Origin of the sequence: Luteitalea sp., assembly GCA_009377605.1 — a bacterium.
In the GTDB taxonomy this organism is placed as follows: Bacteria; Acidobacteriota; Vicinamibacteria; order Vicinamibacterales; family Vicinamibacteraceae; genus WHTT01.
In genome coordinates this window covers 1-16,028 of the sequence record WHTT01000016.1, presented here as the reverse complement: position 1 = coordinate 16,028, position 16,028 = coordinate 1, and the positions used below count along the sequence as shown (strand labels likewise).

General features: G+C 65.1%; 10 protein-coding genes. 6 read left to right on the top strand and 4 right to left on the bottom strand.

Annotated elements, in window-relative coordinates:
* Nucleotides 1–49 precede the first annotated feature (49 nt).
* A complete protein-coding gene (locus GEV06_07450) occupies nt 50–2,629 on the bottom strand; it encodes an FtsX-like permease family protein (protein MPZ17730.1) in 2,580 nt (859 codons plus the stop codon).
* Between the two features lie 118 nt (nt 2,630–2,747).
* On the opposite strand from GEV06_07450, the gene GEV06_07445 reads away from it, so the two are divergent.
* The 4 genes from GEV06_07445 (at nt 2,748) to GEV06_07430 (ending at nt 9,151) form a co-directional block, all read left to right on the top strand.
* Complete coding sequence (locus GEV06_07445; GenBank protein MPZ17729.1) at nt 2,748–6,215, top strand: carboxypeptidase regulatory-like domain-containing protein; 3,468 nt, start codon at nt 2,748–2,750, stop codon at nt 6,213–6,215.
* Between the two features lie 148 nt (nt 6,216–6,363).
* Nucleotides 6,364–7,263, top strand: a complete 900-nt coding sequence (locus GEV06_07440; GenBank protein ID MPZ17728.1) for a TIM barrel protein — start codon at nt 6,364–6,366, stop codon at nt 7,261–7,263.
* Between the two features lie 2 nt (nt 7,264–7,265).
* A complete protein-coding gene (locus tag GEV06_07435) occupies nt 7,266–8,315 on the top strand; it encodes an alcohol dehydrogenase catalytic domain-containing protein (protein ID MPZ17727.1) in 1,050 nt (349 codons plus the stop codon).
* Between the two features lie 32 nt (nt 8,316–8,347).
* Entirely contained in the window at nt 8,348–9,151 is an 804-nt protein-coding gene (locus tag GEV06_07430) for an SDR family oxidoreductase (GenBank protein MPZ17726.1), read from the top strand.
* 8 nt (nt 9,152–9,159) lie between these two features.
* Here the strand turns inward: GEV06_07430 and GEV06_07425 are convergent, their stop codons facing one another.
* Together GEV06_07425 and GEV06_07420 are read right to left on the bottom strand one after the other, a co-directional pair.
* A complete protein-coding gene (locus GEV06_07425; GenBank protein ID MPZ17725.1) occupies nt 9,160–9,633 on the bottom strand; it encodes a DUF1203 domain-containing protein in 474 nt (157 codons plus the stop codon).
* Nucleotides 9,634–9,793: 160 nt separating this feature from the next.
* Nucleotides 9,794–10,639 carry an isocitrate lyase/phosphoenolpyruvate mutase family protein gene (locus GEV06_07420; protein MPZ17724.1) on the bottom strand — a complete coding sequence of 282 codons (846 nt, stop codon included), beginning with the start codon at nt 10,637–10,639 and terminating at the stop codon, nt 9,794–9,796.
* A gap of 295 nt (nt 10,640–10,934) precedes the next feature.
* Here GEV06_07420 and GEV06_07415 point away from each other — a divergent pair, with 295 nt between their 5' ends.
* Complete coding sequence (locus tag GEV06_07415) at nt 10,935–12,461, top strand: helix-turn-helix domain-containing protein (GenBank protein MPZ17723.1); 1,527 nt, start codon at nt 10,935–10,937, stop codon at nt 12,459–12,461.
* A gap of 3 nt (nt 12,462–12,464) precedes the next feature.
* On the opposite strand, the gene GEV06_07410 is transcribed toward GEV06_07415, so the two are convergent.
* On the bottom strand, nt 12,465–13,646 hold the full coding sequence (locus GEV06_07410) for a low temperature requirement protein A (protein ID MPZ17722.1): 1,182 nt from the start codon (nt 13,644–13,646) through the stop codon (nt 12,465–12,467).
* Between the two features lie 475 nt (nt 13,647–14,121).
* Between GEV06_07410 and GEV06_07405 the strand changes: the two genes are divergently transcribed.
* A partial coding sequence (locus GEV06_07405) for a TonB-dependent receptor plug domain-containing protein (protein ID MPZ17721.1) occupies nt 14,122–16,028 on the top strand: 1,907 nt, incomplete at its 3' end.

Below are 16,028 nucleotides of genomic sequence, written 5' to 3'. Positions count from 1 at the left end.
AAAGGAACCGGGTACCTTTTCGGTGCCGAAAAGGTACCCGGTTCCGTTTTTACTCCTGCCGCAGCGCCTGCGACGGTGCGAGCGACGCGGCACGTCGCGCTGGGATCCAGGCGGCCAGGAGGCCAACGAACACCAGCACGCTGATGGAGGCGGCCATCGGGAGGATGTCGAACGGACCGACGCCGTAGAGCAGCGCGTGCACGGCTCTGGCGCCAGCCAGCGTGATCGGAAGGCCAATCAGCACGCCTGCGGCAATCAGCACGACAGCCTCGCGGAGCACGAGTCGGAGGATGCGTGCGCGGTCGGCACCAAGCGCCATGCGGATGCCAATCTCACCGGTGCGCCGCGTCACCGAGAAGTTGAGCAGGCCGTAGAGCCCAATTGCAGCAAGCGTGAGCCCCACCCAGCCAAACGCCATCGACAGAGATGCCAGCAGTCGCTCCTGCGCCAGCGAAGCGTCGCGCTCCTCGATGAGCGTGCGCACGCGGGTGGGATACTCGCGTCCCAGATTGCGGAGCTCCCGCCGCACGGTGGCCGCAATCGGCCCAGGATCCGTGGCCGTTCGTATGAGCAGCCTCGGCGCCCACTGCCCACCTGGCGACGCTTGCCAGAAGTTTTCGTACACGACCAGGGTGTTGCGCGCTCGTGGGTTGGCGATGATGGCATCCCGTGCGACGCCGATGATCTCTCGCGCAGGGGTCTCGGGATCCGGGCCGATCGTGATCTGTCTGCCCAATGGATTGCGGTTCCCAAAGAGTCTGCGCGCCAGAGACTCACTGACGATTGCGGTCCGCATGCCGCCTGGCGCGTCGCTTCGATGGAAGTTGGTGCCCGCCACGAGCGGTATACCCATCAGGTGCAGAAAGCCATCGGTCACGCTCGCCACATCCGACGCGATTTCGTCTTCCGATACGCCGGGAGCACGAACCGGCTCGAGATACGATTCTGCCGCTGACAGCGGCAAGACCCTCGACAGCGCGACGTCCCGCACGCCCGCGATGTGCCTCATTCGCTCGATGAGGTCGCGATAGTACGCGCCGCGAGAGAATTCGCTCCGATAAGCACCCGGCAGCGGCAAGAGATGCATGCTCAGCATGCCTTCCGCCGTCAGGCCGAGCGACATGACCCGCAGTTGTGCAAGCGCCGCTGCAAAGAGAACCGCACCGGTGACGAGCGCCAGCGTCATGGCGACCTGCGCCACCACGAGCGCACGTCGCCACGGAGCTCGATCGCCGACCACGCGGCTCGACGATCCGCTCAGCAGTGTCGCTACGCCCGCGCGGCTATTCCTCGAGGCTGGCGCGATCGCAAAGAGGAGAAATGCAGTGACCGCGGCCGCGCAGGTGAACAAGAGCGTGCGCGCATCCGGCGTGACGTCGAGCGCGAAGCCGGCAATCGCAAACGCAGCACCGAACAGGGACACCAGGAACGCTGTCTGCACGTATGCGAGAGCGATACCGGCGCCCACGGCCACGACGAGCAGGATCAGGCTCTCCGCGAGCGTATCGCGGATCAACACCCAGCGGCTGGCGCCGAGCGCGAGGCGAACCGACATCTCGCCTCGTCTTGCCTGGGCGCGCGCCAGGAGGAGATTCGCCACGTTGACACACGAGACGAGCAGCACGAGGGCGGCAATGCCAAAGAGTGCGATCAGCGGGGCTTCGAATCGATCACGCAGCGCGAACCGGTCGAGACCTCCCGAGGCGGGTGTCACTGAGAGCTCGTAGCTCAGATAGCGCTCGCGGTCACGTCCCTGAGATGTCGGCGAGACCGACTCCTGCAAGAGTCGCGGCCATATCGTTTGCAGCCGCGCCGTGACCTCGCCGCTGGAGTCGTCCCGCTTGAGCCGAGCAAATGTCGTCGTCCCGCCGTTTGAAACGCCCTCCAACTCGTATTGCAAGCTGAGCGGGAAGATGATGTCGGGCGGGAAGCCAAGCTGCACGCCTCTGAATCCGCGCTGCGTGACGCCAACAATGCTGCCCGGTTCACCGTCGATGGTCAGCTTCTCGCCGATGACGTCTGCGCGCCCTCCAAACTCACGCTGCCAGACGTCGTAGCTCAAGACCGCCACATGCGGCGCGCCAGGCACATCATCCGCCGGTTCCAACAGCCTGCCCAGCGCCGGCCTCACACCGAGCGTTTCAAAGCAGTCGCCCGTCATGGAGTGCGTCCACCTCGAGGAGATCCTGCCGGCCATTTCAACGGTCGGCCCTTGCGTGAGGAAACCACACACGCCGTCGAAGACCTCTTCGCGCCGGATCGCCTCGAGGAGCGATGCGGACAGTCCGCGGCCGTAATGTTCATCCACGGCATCGACTCGGACCAGCCGCCCCGGCTCGCGGACCGGCAACGGCCGCAGCAGGAGGGCGTCCATCAGGGTAAACATCGCCGTGGTCGCGCCGATGCCGAGCGCGAGCGACGAGACCGCCGCAATCGTGAATCCAGGGCTGCGTCGCAGTTGCCGGAGCGCGTAATGGAACACCCGCATCACCGAGTCTCCTGAGGGAAGGTGGAGCCTTGATTCTAGACAGAAAGAGGGACAGTCTCCGTTTCCCTCTTCGCAGTCTCGAGAGAGATGTGAAGCCTTTAATTCTAGATCCTTCGAGAGCATGATGTTAAACTGCCGCACAATCAGAGGCTTGCAGATTACGGCCGGGCCCGACCGTTCCGCCTTCGCGCTTCGGTGGACAAGTAGGTCGGGCGCGACGGCCTTCGCGGGCGCGTCCACATCTCGCGGGAGGGGATGAATGAGAAGAACCGTGGGTTTCCTCGTTGCATTCTTGGTGGTGATTGCTGTACTGCCTGCGTATGGCCAGGACTATCGCGCCAGGGTCCAAGGCGTGGTCGCTGATCCGGACCAGGGAGTCATCCCAGGAGCCACCGTCACGCTGGTCAACGTCGACACCGGCGTCGCCACGGTCCGGCAGACCAACGACACCGGACGTTACCTGTTCGACTACGTCGAGCCGGGTCTCTACCTGCTGACCGTGGAGCTGGATGGCTTCGCCCCGTTCACCCGTGAGAACATCCGCGTGCAGTCACGCGGCGACGTTACCGTCGATGCCGTCCTGAGCCCGGGTGGGATTCAGGAGAGCGTGACCGTGACGGAGGCGCCCGCAGCCGTCCAGTTCAACACGTCGAGCACGATGCTTTCGGTCGACACGAAGATGGCCAACGAGCTGCCGCGCTTCGACCGCAACCCGTTCAAGCTCGCGCTGCTCGATCCGGCGGCCGTCAACACGCGTACCGAGATGAATCCGTATCACTCCTGGGCGGCCAACAGCATCGAGCTGGGCGGAGGCACGAGTCTGAAGAACGATCTCAAGGTCGACGGCAGCCCTATCGGCGTCGGCCACAAGGCGACCTACACGCCGTCTCCCGACGCGGTCCAGGAGGTCACCATCCTCCAGAACAGCGTGGACGCCGAGTCTGGTCACAGCGCGGGCGGTGTCGTCAGCATCACGATGAAGTCCGGGACCAATCAGTGGCAGGGCAGCACCTTCTTCTCGGGGCGGTACCCTGAGCTCAATGCACTGAACGACCGGACAACGGGTGACGAGAGCAAGTCGCGAAATACGATGTTTGGCGGCGTTCTGGGGCATCCGATCGTGCAGAACAGAGTGTTCCACTTTGCCTCGTACGAGCAGTGGCGGCCCCACGACCAGCTCACGATCGTTCGGACGATGCCCACGGCGCGGGAGCGTGCCGGCGATTTCTCCCAATCGTACAACCCTGATGGCAGTCTGCGCGTCATCTACGATCCCTGGTCTACGGTGTTGAATCCGGAAACGGACACGGTCACGCGCACACCGTTCCCCGGCAATCGCGTTCCGGCCGACCGCATGGATCCGCTCGCCCAGCGCTTGATGGAGAGCTTGTGGGAGCCGAACCGGCCCGGTGACGACATCAGCGGTCTGAACAACTACCAAGCCACGGCGACACGGATTACCGACTACAAGAACTTCTCCAATCGCGTCGACTGGAACATCAACGACAAGTGGAGGGTCTACGGGCGGTTCAGCCGGATCCACACCATCGTCGAGACGTTGAATCCCACACCAAACGACTCACCCGCCTTTGGTCCGCGCGACATGAGCACCCGGCACGCGCTCAGCGTGTCCGGAGACGCGCTCTGGACCGTGAACGACCGCACCCTGGTCAACCTGCATGGCGACTATCACTCGCTCGTGGACGACTACGGTGCGCCGGGCTTCGATCTGGGCTCGGCCGGGTGGTCGGAGTTCTGGCCCAACAACGCTTGGTATGAAGCTTTCGAGACCGGCTTCCCGGTCTACCATCCGCGGATTAACATTGGCGGCTCACACTTCGGCCAGACCGGTGTGTTTTGGTATCAACATCCCAATGCCACGACGTTCAGCGCGAAGCTGTCCCAGCAGCGCGGTGCACACTACTGGAAGGTGGGCTTCGAGACGCGGCGCAGCGGCGGCGAGACGCTGGTCACCGGCACGAACGGCCTGTTCTTCAACGCTGCGACGACGGCTGACACGTTCATCAACCCGGACACGCGCCAGTCGGGTCATCCCTACGCGTCGTTCCTGCTCGGTGCGCTCGCTTCCGACTCGGTGGCGGTGTCAAAGCCAGTGAAGCGGCCGCGGACAGAGTTCTACGCTGGGTTCATCCAGGACGATATCAAGCTGAGTCAGCGACTCACGTTGAACCTCGGGCTTCGTTATGAGTTCGAGACCCCGTGGCACGACCCCGACTACAACATGTCGCGCTTTCTCGACCTCTCTCAGCCGATTCCGGAGATGCAGGCGAACCCGCCGGACATTCCGGAGGCGGCCCGCGCGCTGATGGGCGACGCCTACGCGTTCAACGGCGCGTGGGTCTTCACCGACAGCGAGAATCCTGGCATGTGGGATACACCGAAGGGGGCGTTCATGCCGCGTGCAGGCCTCGCGCTGCGCATCAACGACAAGACTGCCCTCCGAGCCGGGTATGCCCGCTACGTCGTGCCGACCGAGTACAACTTTTCGCCTTCTCCGTTTTCTGGGTTCGAAGCGCTCAACTTTCTCGAGCCGCCCTATCTTGGGTTCGACGCCACTCAATCCGTGGCGCCTCCCCTCGAAGGGGTCCCGCAAGCGCGCCTGAGCGATCCGTTTCCGGCGGACAGCAATCCGTTGATTCCGCCGCTCGGCAAGGACAATGGCCGCTCCCTTGGTCTCGGCGGCGACAACCTCGTGTGGTACCAGCAGGACCTCGAGCCGGAGGTGAACGATCGGATCAACATCTCGCTCCAGCGGGAGCTGCCAGGCAGGGTTGTCACCGACATCACCTACTTCGCCAACTTCGGCCACAACGTCCCGTACACGCGAAATATCAATCAGATGGATCCGCGCCTGTCGTACGAGCACGGCAGTGAGCTGGACGCGACGGTGCCAAACCCCTTCTATCAGTACCTCACTCCGGAGACCTTCCCGGGTCCGCTCCGCAACCAAGAGACGATTGCGCTCAGCGAGCTCCTGCGCACCTATCCGCAGTACGGCGGTCTGTACGTCGCGTATTCGCCGGGTCGGCGATCGCGCTATCACGCGCTCCAGCTCAGTGTCCGCCGCGCGCATCTGAATGGGTACAGCTTTCTCTTCGGGTACAACTACAATCGCGAGCGGACTGAAGAGTTCTTCGATTCGGTCGCGAACTATCTCGACGAGCTCACGTTCCAGGACATTGGCGGTCTCCGGAGCCCGCGGCATCGGCTGTCAGCAGCGGGCATCTACGAGCTACCGTTCGGACGCGACCGCGCCTATCTCGCGAACCTCCATCCGGCGCTGGACGCTCTTGTGGGCGCCTGGCAGGTCGCCGGCGCCTTCTACTTCAACTCTGGTCAGTACCTGCGCTTCGGGCCCGCGTTGGTCGACGGCGATCCGACGCTCGGCAACCCGACACCCGACCGCTGGTTCGACACGTCCAAGTTCCAGCAGCAGCCGGATTACACGCCACGGACGAACCCGTTGCAGTATCCCGGCCTCACAGGTCCCGTATACTGGACGATGGATGGCACGCTCACCAAGCAGTTCCGATTGAGGGGCGACACACGGGTCGAGTTCAAGCTCGCCGCGTACAACGTGACGAACCGGCTCAATCGTGCGAATCCCGTCACCAACGTGCTCAACGCGAACTTTGGCCGCACGCTCCGGCAGCTGGGCGGCTCGACCGGCCGGCAGTTGGAGCTCGGCTTGAAGATTCTGTTCTAGATTTCTAGTGACGAGTGACGAGTGGCGAGTGAGGGCGCCTCCTTCGGCGAGGGCTAGCGGCGACCGCGTCGGAGCTTCGCCGGCCCTCAACGCCAGCCGTAGTGCTACGAAGCGCCGGGTCGTCACTCGTTGTCACTCGTCACTGATTATGCCGCCTCGAATCGCTGTCTTCCCCAAGTGCTACTTCGACGAGCTCTGTGACGGCCGGCGTGACTACCTCTGGTGGATTCGGGAGGCGCAGTCGCTCGGCGGCGAAGGGCTCGAGCACTACGACGGGTTCTTTCGATCGCTTGCGGCCGCCGACGTCGATCCGGTGGTTCGCCTCGTCGAAGCGACCGGTCAGGTGAGCGCGATGCTCTGCTTCTCGCCAGATTTCACGCACCCTGATCCCGACATCCGGGCGCGCGAGGTCGCACGGCAGAAAGCGGCCATCGACCTCACCGACCGGCTCGGAGCGCGATTCTGCCGCACGTTGAGTGGTCAGCGCTATCCCGAGCTCACGCGGCAAGAAGGCGTCGCGCGCACGGTCGACGGCATCCTCAGATCGCTCGATCACGCCGAGCGCCGGAACGTGACGCTCTGCCTCGAGAACCACTACAAGGACGGCCGCTGGCGCTATCCGGAGTTCGCACAGCCGCAGGACATCTTTCTGGAGATCCTCGACCGCATCGACTCGCCCCGGTTCGGCGTGCAGTATGATCCATCGAACGCGATCGTTGGTGGTTACGATCCGATGACGTTTCTCGAGCACGTGAAGCACCGGGTTGTGACGATGCACGCGTCGGACCGGTACCTCGCGTCAGGCGCCACGCTCGACGATCTGCGGCAGGCAGACGGTACGCTCGGCTACGCCGACCAGCTCCGCCATGGTGAGACCGGCAAGGGACTCAACGACTACGACGCAATCTTCCGGATTCTGTCGAGCGTGGGATTCGACGGCTGGATCTCGGTCGAAGATGGAATGAACGGCCTCGAGGAGCTTGCGCGCTCCGTGGCGTTTCTCAAGGAGAAGAGGAGTGCCGCGATGCCGTCACGCGCCTCGCCTTGACGATGATGCAGACACAGCCCGCAGTGGTCCACTATGCCCTCCAACCGCTCGCCGTCGAGCTGCGCGAAGTGCCGGTGCCCGATATCGGTGACGAGGACGTCCTGCTGGAGGTCGGCGCTGCATCGGTGTGTGGATCGGACGTGCATCAGGCCTGGTGCACGCACAGCTGGCCGGTTGCGACGCCGGTCGTGCTCGGTCACGAGTTTGCCGGCACCGTCGCCGTCCGGGGGCGCGCGGTACGCGCGGTGCGCGAGGGTGACCGTGTGGTGAGCGAGACAGCGGCCGTGATTTGCGGCGCCTGCCTGATGTGCCGCACGGGCCGTTACAACCTGTGCCCGTCGCGCAAGGGCTTCGGCTACGGCGTGGACGGCGGGATGGCGCGCTTCGTCCGCGTGCCGGCGCGCTGCTTGCACGCGGTGCCGGACGACCTGCCGTTCGATCTCGCCTGCCTCGCCGAGCCGCACGCCGTGGCGTACCAGGCGATGTGCGTCAACGCGCACATCCGGCCCGGCGATACAACCGTGATCCTGGGCCCTGGCCCCATCGGCTTGCTGTGCGCCCGCATGGCGGCCCTTTCCGGCGCGTATCCGCTCGTCGTGGCCGGTCGCGGTGTGGATGCGCCGCGCCTCGAGACGGCGCGCGCGCTTGGGGCGACGCACACCGTCAACGTGGATGCCGAACGTCTCGACGAAGCGGTGCGCGCGCTCGACCCGCTTGGCGCCGATCTCGTGTGCGACGCGACCGGTGCCACTCGGCCGCTCGATGTCGCCTTGTCGCTGGTCACGCCGGGCGGGCAGATCGTCAAGGTGGGATGGTCACCCGAGTCGGCGCCGGTCGATCTCAACCCGCTCGTGCAGAAGAACGTTCGGCTGCAGGGCTCGTTCAGTCACAACTATCCCGTCTGGGAGCGCGTCGTTGATCTCATCGCGCATCGCCAGACAAAGCCGGAGCTCATCGTGGGGCTTCGCACCGGGCTCGCCGCCTGGCGCGGTGCCTTCGAGAGCATGCACGACGGCACGGTCATCAAGTCCGTCTTGATTCCCTCGCAGTAGAGGGTGGCCGTCCGTAACCTGGGGCTCCTCACGTGGCAGTCGACACTCAGCACGTTCCAGTTTCCCTGACAGATCGGGTGGCGCTGGTCACCGGATCGACATCCGGCATCGGACGAGGGATCGCGCAGCTCTTCGCAGCGCTGGGTGCGAAGGTCATCGTGCACGGGCGCGACCCCGACCGGGCTCGCGATGCGGCCCAGGCGTTGGCAGACCAAGGTGGCCAAGCCCGATCCCTGTCGGCGGACTTGGTTGACGACGAGGCGTGTCGAACGTTGATAGACGAGGCCGCGGGTGCCTTTGGCGGTCTCGATATCCTCGTGAACAATGCCGCCGACACGTCTCGTGGCGACGTCGAGGACACGCCCGTGCAGTTGTGGGACCGGATCCTCGCGGTGAACCTACGCGCGCCCTTCGTTCTCCTCCAGCGCGCGATTCCACACTTCCGGCGAACGGGTGGCGGCAGCGTCGTCAACATCGGATCGATCAACGCCTACATTGGTGAGCCAAAGCTCTGCGCCTATTCGGTCTCGAAAGGCGGTCTGATGACCCTCACCAAGAATGCGGCCGCGCTCCTCAATCGCGACAGGATCCGCGTGAATCAAATCAACGCAGGCTGGACGCTCACCGAGGGTGAAGATCGCGTGAAGCGCGAGCAGGAAGGGCAGCCGGCGAATTGGCTCGCCGAGGCCGTGAAGACGCGGCCGTTCGGCCGGCTCCTGAGCCCGGCGGACATCGCCTACGCTGCTGCCTATTTCGCATCCGATGCAAGTGCGTGTGTCACAGGCACGGTGCTCGACCTCGAGCAGTATCCGGTCGGCGCGCCACCGAATTGGTGAGGGGTCATTCATCCGCGGTCGATGCGGCACTGGAAGCAGTTGTTGGTCGCGGAGCGGACGTGCACGAACGCGACCTCCGGCCGCTCGAGGAGCGAGGCAGCTGCATCGGCGATTCGATCGGTAGCGACTATGGCACCCGTGCCGTAAATGATGCGCTCATCATTGGAATATCCACGAACGATCATCTGCGACGACTTCAAGAGCATCTCTGGCGCTTCGGTGCTCTCCGCATGTCGCGGGCATGTGTCGGCGTGCAAGAAGACTGGACCAGTCTCAGCATACGGCTGCAGCCTGCTGAAAGGCCGAGAGGCGAGCACCAGATACTCGTCACCCACGGTGACGTCCGTGAGGCAATGCCGGCACGGGATACGCGATGAGCCATCGGCGGTTCGCTTTTCCGGTGGGCGGCCATACGCGTCCAACTCGCCGCGCTGATGAGCGCGAGCAATCTCTGTCGGCATCGCACGAAAGCAGATGGGCATGATCAGTCTCCTCGGAAGCAATCAAGCCAACGTACTTCGTGAACGGCTGGAGATGCCGTCCGTTTCTTGCGCACGAATCTGACAGGGATGGTTCTCACGTTCGCGCCCCGGCCGGGCGAGTTGTGAGATCCGTGCGCGCGTGGGCACTGCGAGCGTCCCGTCACGTGCGGCGGTCGAATAGCGCCTGCGCCTCGTGGAACGGGTAGAAGCTGCGTTCAATCAATGTCCACGTTCCTGCCTCATGGACCTCCTTGGCGATCTCCCGCAGCGCGCCGAGCGTCGCCAGCATTGCCGCCGCGCCGAGGCTCACTCGTCGCGCGCCTGCCGTGAACAGCACGTCGGCCGCAGGTGCGCCCGGTACGGCCATCACGCTGATCGGGCCGATCGCATCGGCCAGCTGGCGGACGATATCGGGATCGATTGCGAGCGGAACGAACACGAGGTCGGCGCCGGCCTGTAAGTAGGCACGTCCACGCTCGATGGTCATCGCGACACGCTCCTCGAGGTCGGTGCCGAGACCGAGCAAGAACGTGTCGGTCCGAGCGTTGATCACGAGCGGAACGCCGCGCCGTTCCGCTCGTGATCGCGCTGCGGCGATCCTCGAGGCCTGATCCTCAACGCTGAAGAGCGGCGTTTGCCCAACGCCGCCGGTGTTGTCCTCCAGGTTCACGCCTACGGCGCCGACCTCCAGCACCGCGTCAACGGTCTCAGCGACGTCCGATGAGGCGGGGCCGTACCCTGCTTCGATGTCGGCGCTCACCGGCCGCTGGCAGGCGGCCACTATCGACGCAATCTCGCGAACCATGGCGTTGCGTTCGATCAGCTGACCATCGCGCAATCCGCGGGCGTAGGCAATTCCCGCGCTCGTCGTTGCAATGGCCGGAAATCCTGCCTCCTCGAAGACGCGTGCGCTTGCTGCGTCCCACGCATTGGGTAGCAGCAGGCGGCCGGCGAGGTTGATCTCGCGGAATTCAGTAGCGCGTGACACGTGATCCAATCGAGTCATCTCTAGAAACCTTGAGGGTCAAGAACGGGATGCATGTGAGCCACGTTTCGGGTGTGCGAGCACGGCGCGTTCGGCGAACGCGCCCTACCGTGGACGATGGTAGGGCCGCCTCGCCGGGGCGGCCGCTTCCCTGACGAGGGTGCTGCACCGCGCCGACAATTGCTGGCGGTTTTCGGACCTGATTGGCCTGCGGCCGCGGTATTGCGCCGGGCTCCCAGGCGCGCTGGCGAAACGCTAGACTGGACATGTCCGAAAACCGCTAGACGCCGGCCGCGGTCAGCGCAAGGATGGCTCGATGGATCTCGATCACGACGCTTGCTACCGCGCCATCTGCGCTCGCGATGCCCGCTTCGACGGACGCCTCTTCGTCGGCGTCACGACGACCGGCATCTATTGCCGTCCGGTATGTCCCGCGCGCACCCCCAAGCGCGAAAACGTCATCTTCTACTCGTCGGCGGCGGCAGCACAGGCGGCGGGGTTTCGTCCATGCTTGCGGTGCCGGCCCGAGACGGCACCCGCGCTCGCCGCTTGGCACGGCACGTCGAACACCGTGTCGCGCGCGCTCTCGTTGATTGAGATGGGAGCGCTAGACGAGGCGGATGTGGAGACGCTTGCCGGACGGCTGGGCGTGGGCGAGCGACAGCTCCGGCGGCTCTTTCGTCAACATCTCGGCGCATCGCCGATCGAAGTGGCGCAGACGCGCCGCGTTCTGTTGGCGAAGCAGCTGATTCACGAGACGACGTTGCCGCTGGCAGAGGTCGCGTTGGCAGCTGGATTCGGCAGCATCCGGCGCTTCAACGAGACGTTTCGTCAGCTCTTCGATCGCCCACCGAGCGCGCTTCGTCGTGCTGGGGCAACAGAGCTGACAGCTGGCCCGACGGGTGAGGTGACGATTCTGCTCCGCTATCGCCCACCATACGACTGGCCTGCGATGCTGTCGTTCCTCCGTGCTCGCGCGATTCCCGGTGTCGAGGCCGTCTCGGGCGACGGCTATGCCCGCACGATCGAGATTGGCGGCCTGCACGGGACCGTTCTCGTCCAGCCAGCACCGGTCGGAGCCCGAGCACGAGATCAGGGGAACGCGCTCCAGGCGACGATTCGATTCCCGAAGCTCTCGGCGCTCCCCACGATCATCGCGCGCCTCCGCAGAGTGTTCGATCTCGCTGCCGAGCCGGACGTCATCGGTGCTCACCTTGCCGAGGACCCGCTGCTGGCGCCCTTGGTGGCGGCGCGTCCGGGGCTGCGTCTGCCCGGGGCGTGGGACGGCTTCGAGCTCGCGGTTCGTGCAGTGCTTGGCCAACAGATCTCGGTGACGGCCGCGGCGGGCCTCGCGGGCAAGCTCGTTGCCCGATACGGAGAGCCGCTGGCGCGTAGCAGGCGGCAGCACACGTCTCTCGCGCGAGATGCTCTGACCCACGTCTTCCCACGTCCCACGCGCTTGGGGGCAGCGGACCTCTCGACACTCGGTATGCCAATGCGGCGCGCGGCTGCGCTGTCGTCGTTGGCGCGCGCCGTGGCTGCCGATCCAGAGATCTTCAGTGCCGCCCGCAGTCTCGACGAGGCGATCGTCCAGCTTCGCACGCTCTCCGGGGTCGGCGAGTGGACCGCTCAATACATCGCCATGCGCGAGCTGCGCGAGCCGGATGCGTTTCCCGCGGCTGACCTCGGCTTGATGCGCGCGATGAGTGATGGGCAAGGGCGCCGGCCGACGTCGCGCGAGCTGCTCGCTCGAGCCGAGCGTTGGCGGCCATGGCGTGCGTACGCCGCGCAGCACCTCTGGGCCTCGGCGACGCCGGCTCGCGGGGTCGAGGATGCGGCATGACCACTACTCAGAGGAGGGTGGCCCTTCAGGGCCGCCGGCCACCTGCTTGGCCACGACCGTAATGCCAACGAGCACGGCCAATAGCAGCGCGATCAGGTGGATAGGGGAAGGACCGAAAGGGGTCGCGACCACGAGTGCCGCGATGACGGGGTAGGCCGTGACCGCCGGCGGCCGCCCGCGAGGGCGGATCTGCATCATCCATACGGCGAAGAGGTATGTGGCTACTGGCAGCGCCGTGGCATAGCCGGCCGCTGCGGCTGGTATGTGGGCGTCGCCAGTGTGGTAGTCGACCGCGACGGCCAGGCCTGCGCCGGAGGCCGCTGCCGACGCAAAGATCAGATAGTGGCCGTAGCCCCAACGAAGGGAGGCGGTGAGCGAGGTCAGCAGCTCGTGTGCCGGCTCGTCGAAGTAGAGCCACCACATCGAAAAGACGATCACCGCGCCGGCGGCGGCAAGTGTCAGCAGGTTGGTGTTGTGCCCCGCGTCGAGCGCGGATTGGACGGCCACCGCAGCGGCCAGGACCGATTCGCCGAGGACGATGATGGTGAACAGCCCGTAGCGCTCGGCAATGTGCTGCGGGTGCCATGTGGTGGTTGCGGCGCGCTCGGCGAAGACCGGCACCAGGAGCTCGCCGGCCGCCAGTACCAGGAATCCAGGAAGCAACCAGTGGTCGGGGAGAGTCAGTCTCAGGGCCCAACCTACCTGCAATACCGAGACTCCCGCGGCGTAACGCAACGCGGTCGAGCGTCTGGCGACATCGCTCCGCGCGGCGCGCAGCCAATTGGCGACCAGCGCCACGCGCATGATGATATAGCCGAGTGTGATGATCGCGAAGTCGGAGGAGGCAAAGGCACGCGGCACGCCGGCGGCGAGCACCAATGCCCCGGCAATCATGATCAGCGTCGCCACCCTGTACGGCACATCGTCGGTGTCGTAAGCAGACGCGAACCACGTGAAGTTCATCCACGCCCACCAGATGGCGAAGAAGACGAGCAGAAAGCCGACGACGCCGTGGCCGACGTGGTTCTCCGCGAGCGCGTGATGCAGCGCCGACGAGGCCTGCGCCACCGCCACGACGAAGCAGAGATCGAAGAACAGCTCCAATGTCGTGGCGGGCCGGTGCGGCTCGCTGGCGCTGCGCGCGACCATCGGCCTCCGCCATGCCTGCTCGGGCGCGCGGCTCATCCCGGCTGGCGACGTCACGAGGAGAGCTCCAACTCACCCACGGGACAGATCATACTCGGGCACAGTGAGGACTCGTCGTCGCCGGCGCGTTCGGCGAACGCGCCCTACCCGTGGCAGGGACGCCTCGCCGAGGCGTCCGCTCCCATGCGTGGAGGTTCCCCGCGTCGACAGATCTCGAAGAGAAAACGCGAAGAAACGCGAAGAAACGCGGAGAAACGCGAAGAATCCCTTGACAGTGGCCTGATTGTGCGACTAGCTTTAGCGCAATACCGTATACGATCACGGTGATTCGGAACAGCTAGGTAGGGCCGCCTCGCCGAGGCGGCCGTTATCCGGTAGTCCACCTTCGTGCGGGTGGAGGTTTGTGTCATTGCGTGACGTCGGAGTCGTCCTGTCGGGCGCAAGGCGCGAAGGGGCGCTTGGACAGGCGAGACGCCGGCGTGTTTGTGGTCAGCGTGGGTTGTGAGGAGGGGCGATGGGGATGCGAGTGTTCTGGAGACGGCTCGGCTATGGGTGTGCGGCGTCGATGATGGCGCTGGTGCTGTTCGAGGCATCCGCAAGCGCGCAGGTCGACACGGCGACGATTCTCGGCACGGTGAAAGACTCCTCGGGCGGGGTGTTGCCTGGCGCCACGGTCACCATTACACACGAGGGGCAGGGGTTCACGCTCTCCACCGTGACGCGCGAAGATGGCACGTACATCTTCACGCCGATTCGCACGGGCACGTACACGGTGCAGGTGGAGCTTCCAAGCTTCCGGACTGTCGAGAGGCGCGGTCTCACCGTCAGCATTCAACAGCAAGCGCAGGTGGACTTGACGCTCGAGCCTGGCGGCGTCGCCGAAGAATTGGTGGTGACCGCCGACGCGCCGCTTCTCGAGACCGGGAGTGGGACCGTTGGTCAGACGCTGCCGTCCGAGGTCATCGAGAACTTGCCGATGGCGGGACGCGACTACACAGCTCTTGCACGCCTCAGCGTCGGGGTCCTGCCGCCGCAGCAGGGGGCGCGCGCACCGCTCCAGTTCTCCGCGAATGGGGTCAGGCCCGCGCAGAACAACTACTTGCTCGACGGCATCGACAACAACACGAGCAATGTCGACTTCCTGAGCGGCGTGGCCTATGTCATCAAGCCCCCTGTCGACGCGGTCGACGAGATCAAGATGCTGACGAGCTCGTTCAGCGCCGAGTACGGCCGCGCGGGCGGGGCCGTGATGAACACGACGCTCAAGTCGGGGACGAGTCAATTTCGCGGCAGCGTCTGGGAGTTCCACCGGAACGAAAAGCTCAACGCCAACGATTACTTCGCCAATGCGGCCGACCTCGAGAAGGGTGATTTCCTCACGAATCAGTTCGGCTTCACGGCGGGGGGACCGTTGTTCGGGAGCAACACGTTCTGGTTTGCCGACTACGAGGGAAACCTCATGGAGGAAGCAAACACCTGGGTGACCAGCGTACCCACGGCAGGGCAGCGCGGGAGCGGGTTCACCGACTTCTCCGATCTGCTCGCCCTCCAAAGTGGCATCGTCGGACCGGACATCCTCGGCCGCTCCTTCGCGCGCGGCACGATCTTCGACCCGGCGACGACCCGCCAGCTCCAGGCGGGGCAGCTGGATCCGGTCACGGGCAGGGTGGCCACCACGACGGGCCACGTTCGCGATGCGTTTCCAGGCAACAGGATTCCCGCGAACCGTTTGAGCGCGGACGGGCGCCGGCTGTTGGAGCTCTATCCGGAGCCGAACCAAGCCGGCTTGACCAACAACTACGTGGTCAACCGCACCAACACGTTCGACACCCACTCGTTCGACATCCGCGTCGACCACAACTTCAGTGCGAACGATCGCTTCTTCGCGCGCTACAGCTTCTCGGACAACAAGAAGGTGCGGCCTCCACCCTTCGAGGGCGTGGGCGACGGCGGTGGCTTCAACGAGGGCACCGAGACCGTACGCGTCAACGGTCTTGCGGTCAGCCACACCCACATGTTCTCGCCGACGCTGATCAACGAGGCACGCCTGGGCGTGAGCCGCGAGCACACGAACCGGCTCCAACCGAACGGTGACGATACCAGTGACATCCCGGGCCAATTCGGCATTGGCGGGATCCCGCAGTTGCCGGGGAACGGCGGGCTGCCCACGCTGGAGATCTCCGATCTCAGACTGCTGGGCCATGGCGGCTGGGTCGTCAGCGAGCGGTTCAGCAACACCGTGCAGTTCAGCAACAACCTCACCAAGGTGTACAAGTCGCACACCTTCAAGGGCGGCTACATGTACCAGGACATCTTCTTCGGCTCGACGCAGCCGCCCTTCGCGCGGGGCACGTACAACTGGGACGGCCGGTACACGTCCTTGGTCAACGAACGCGACGGGTCCACCGCCCGCGCCCAGTT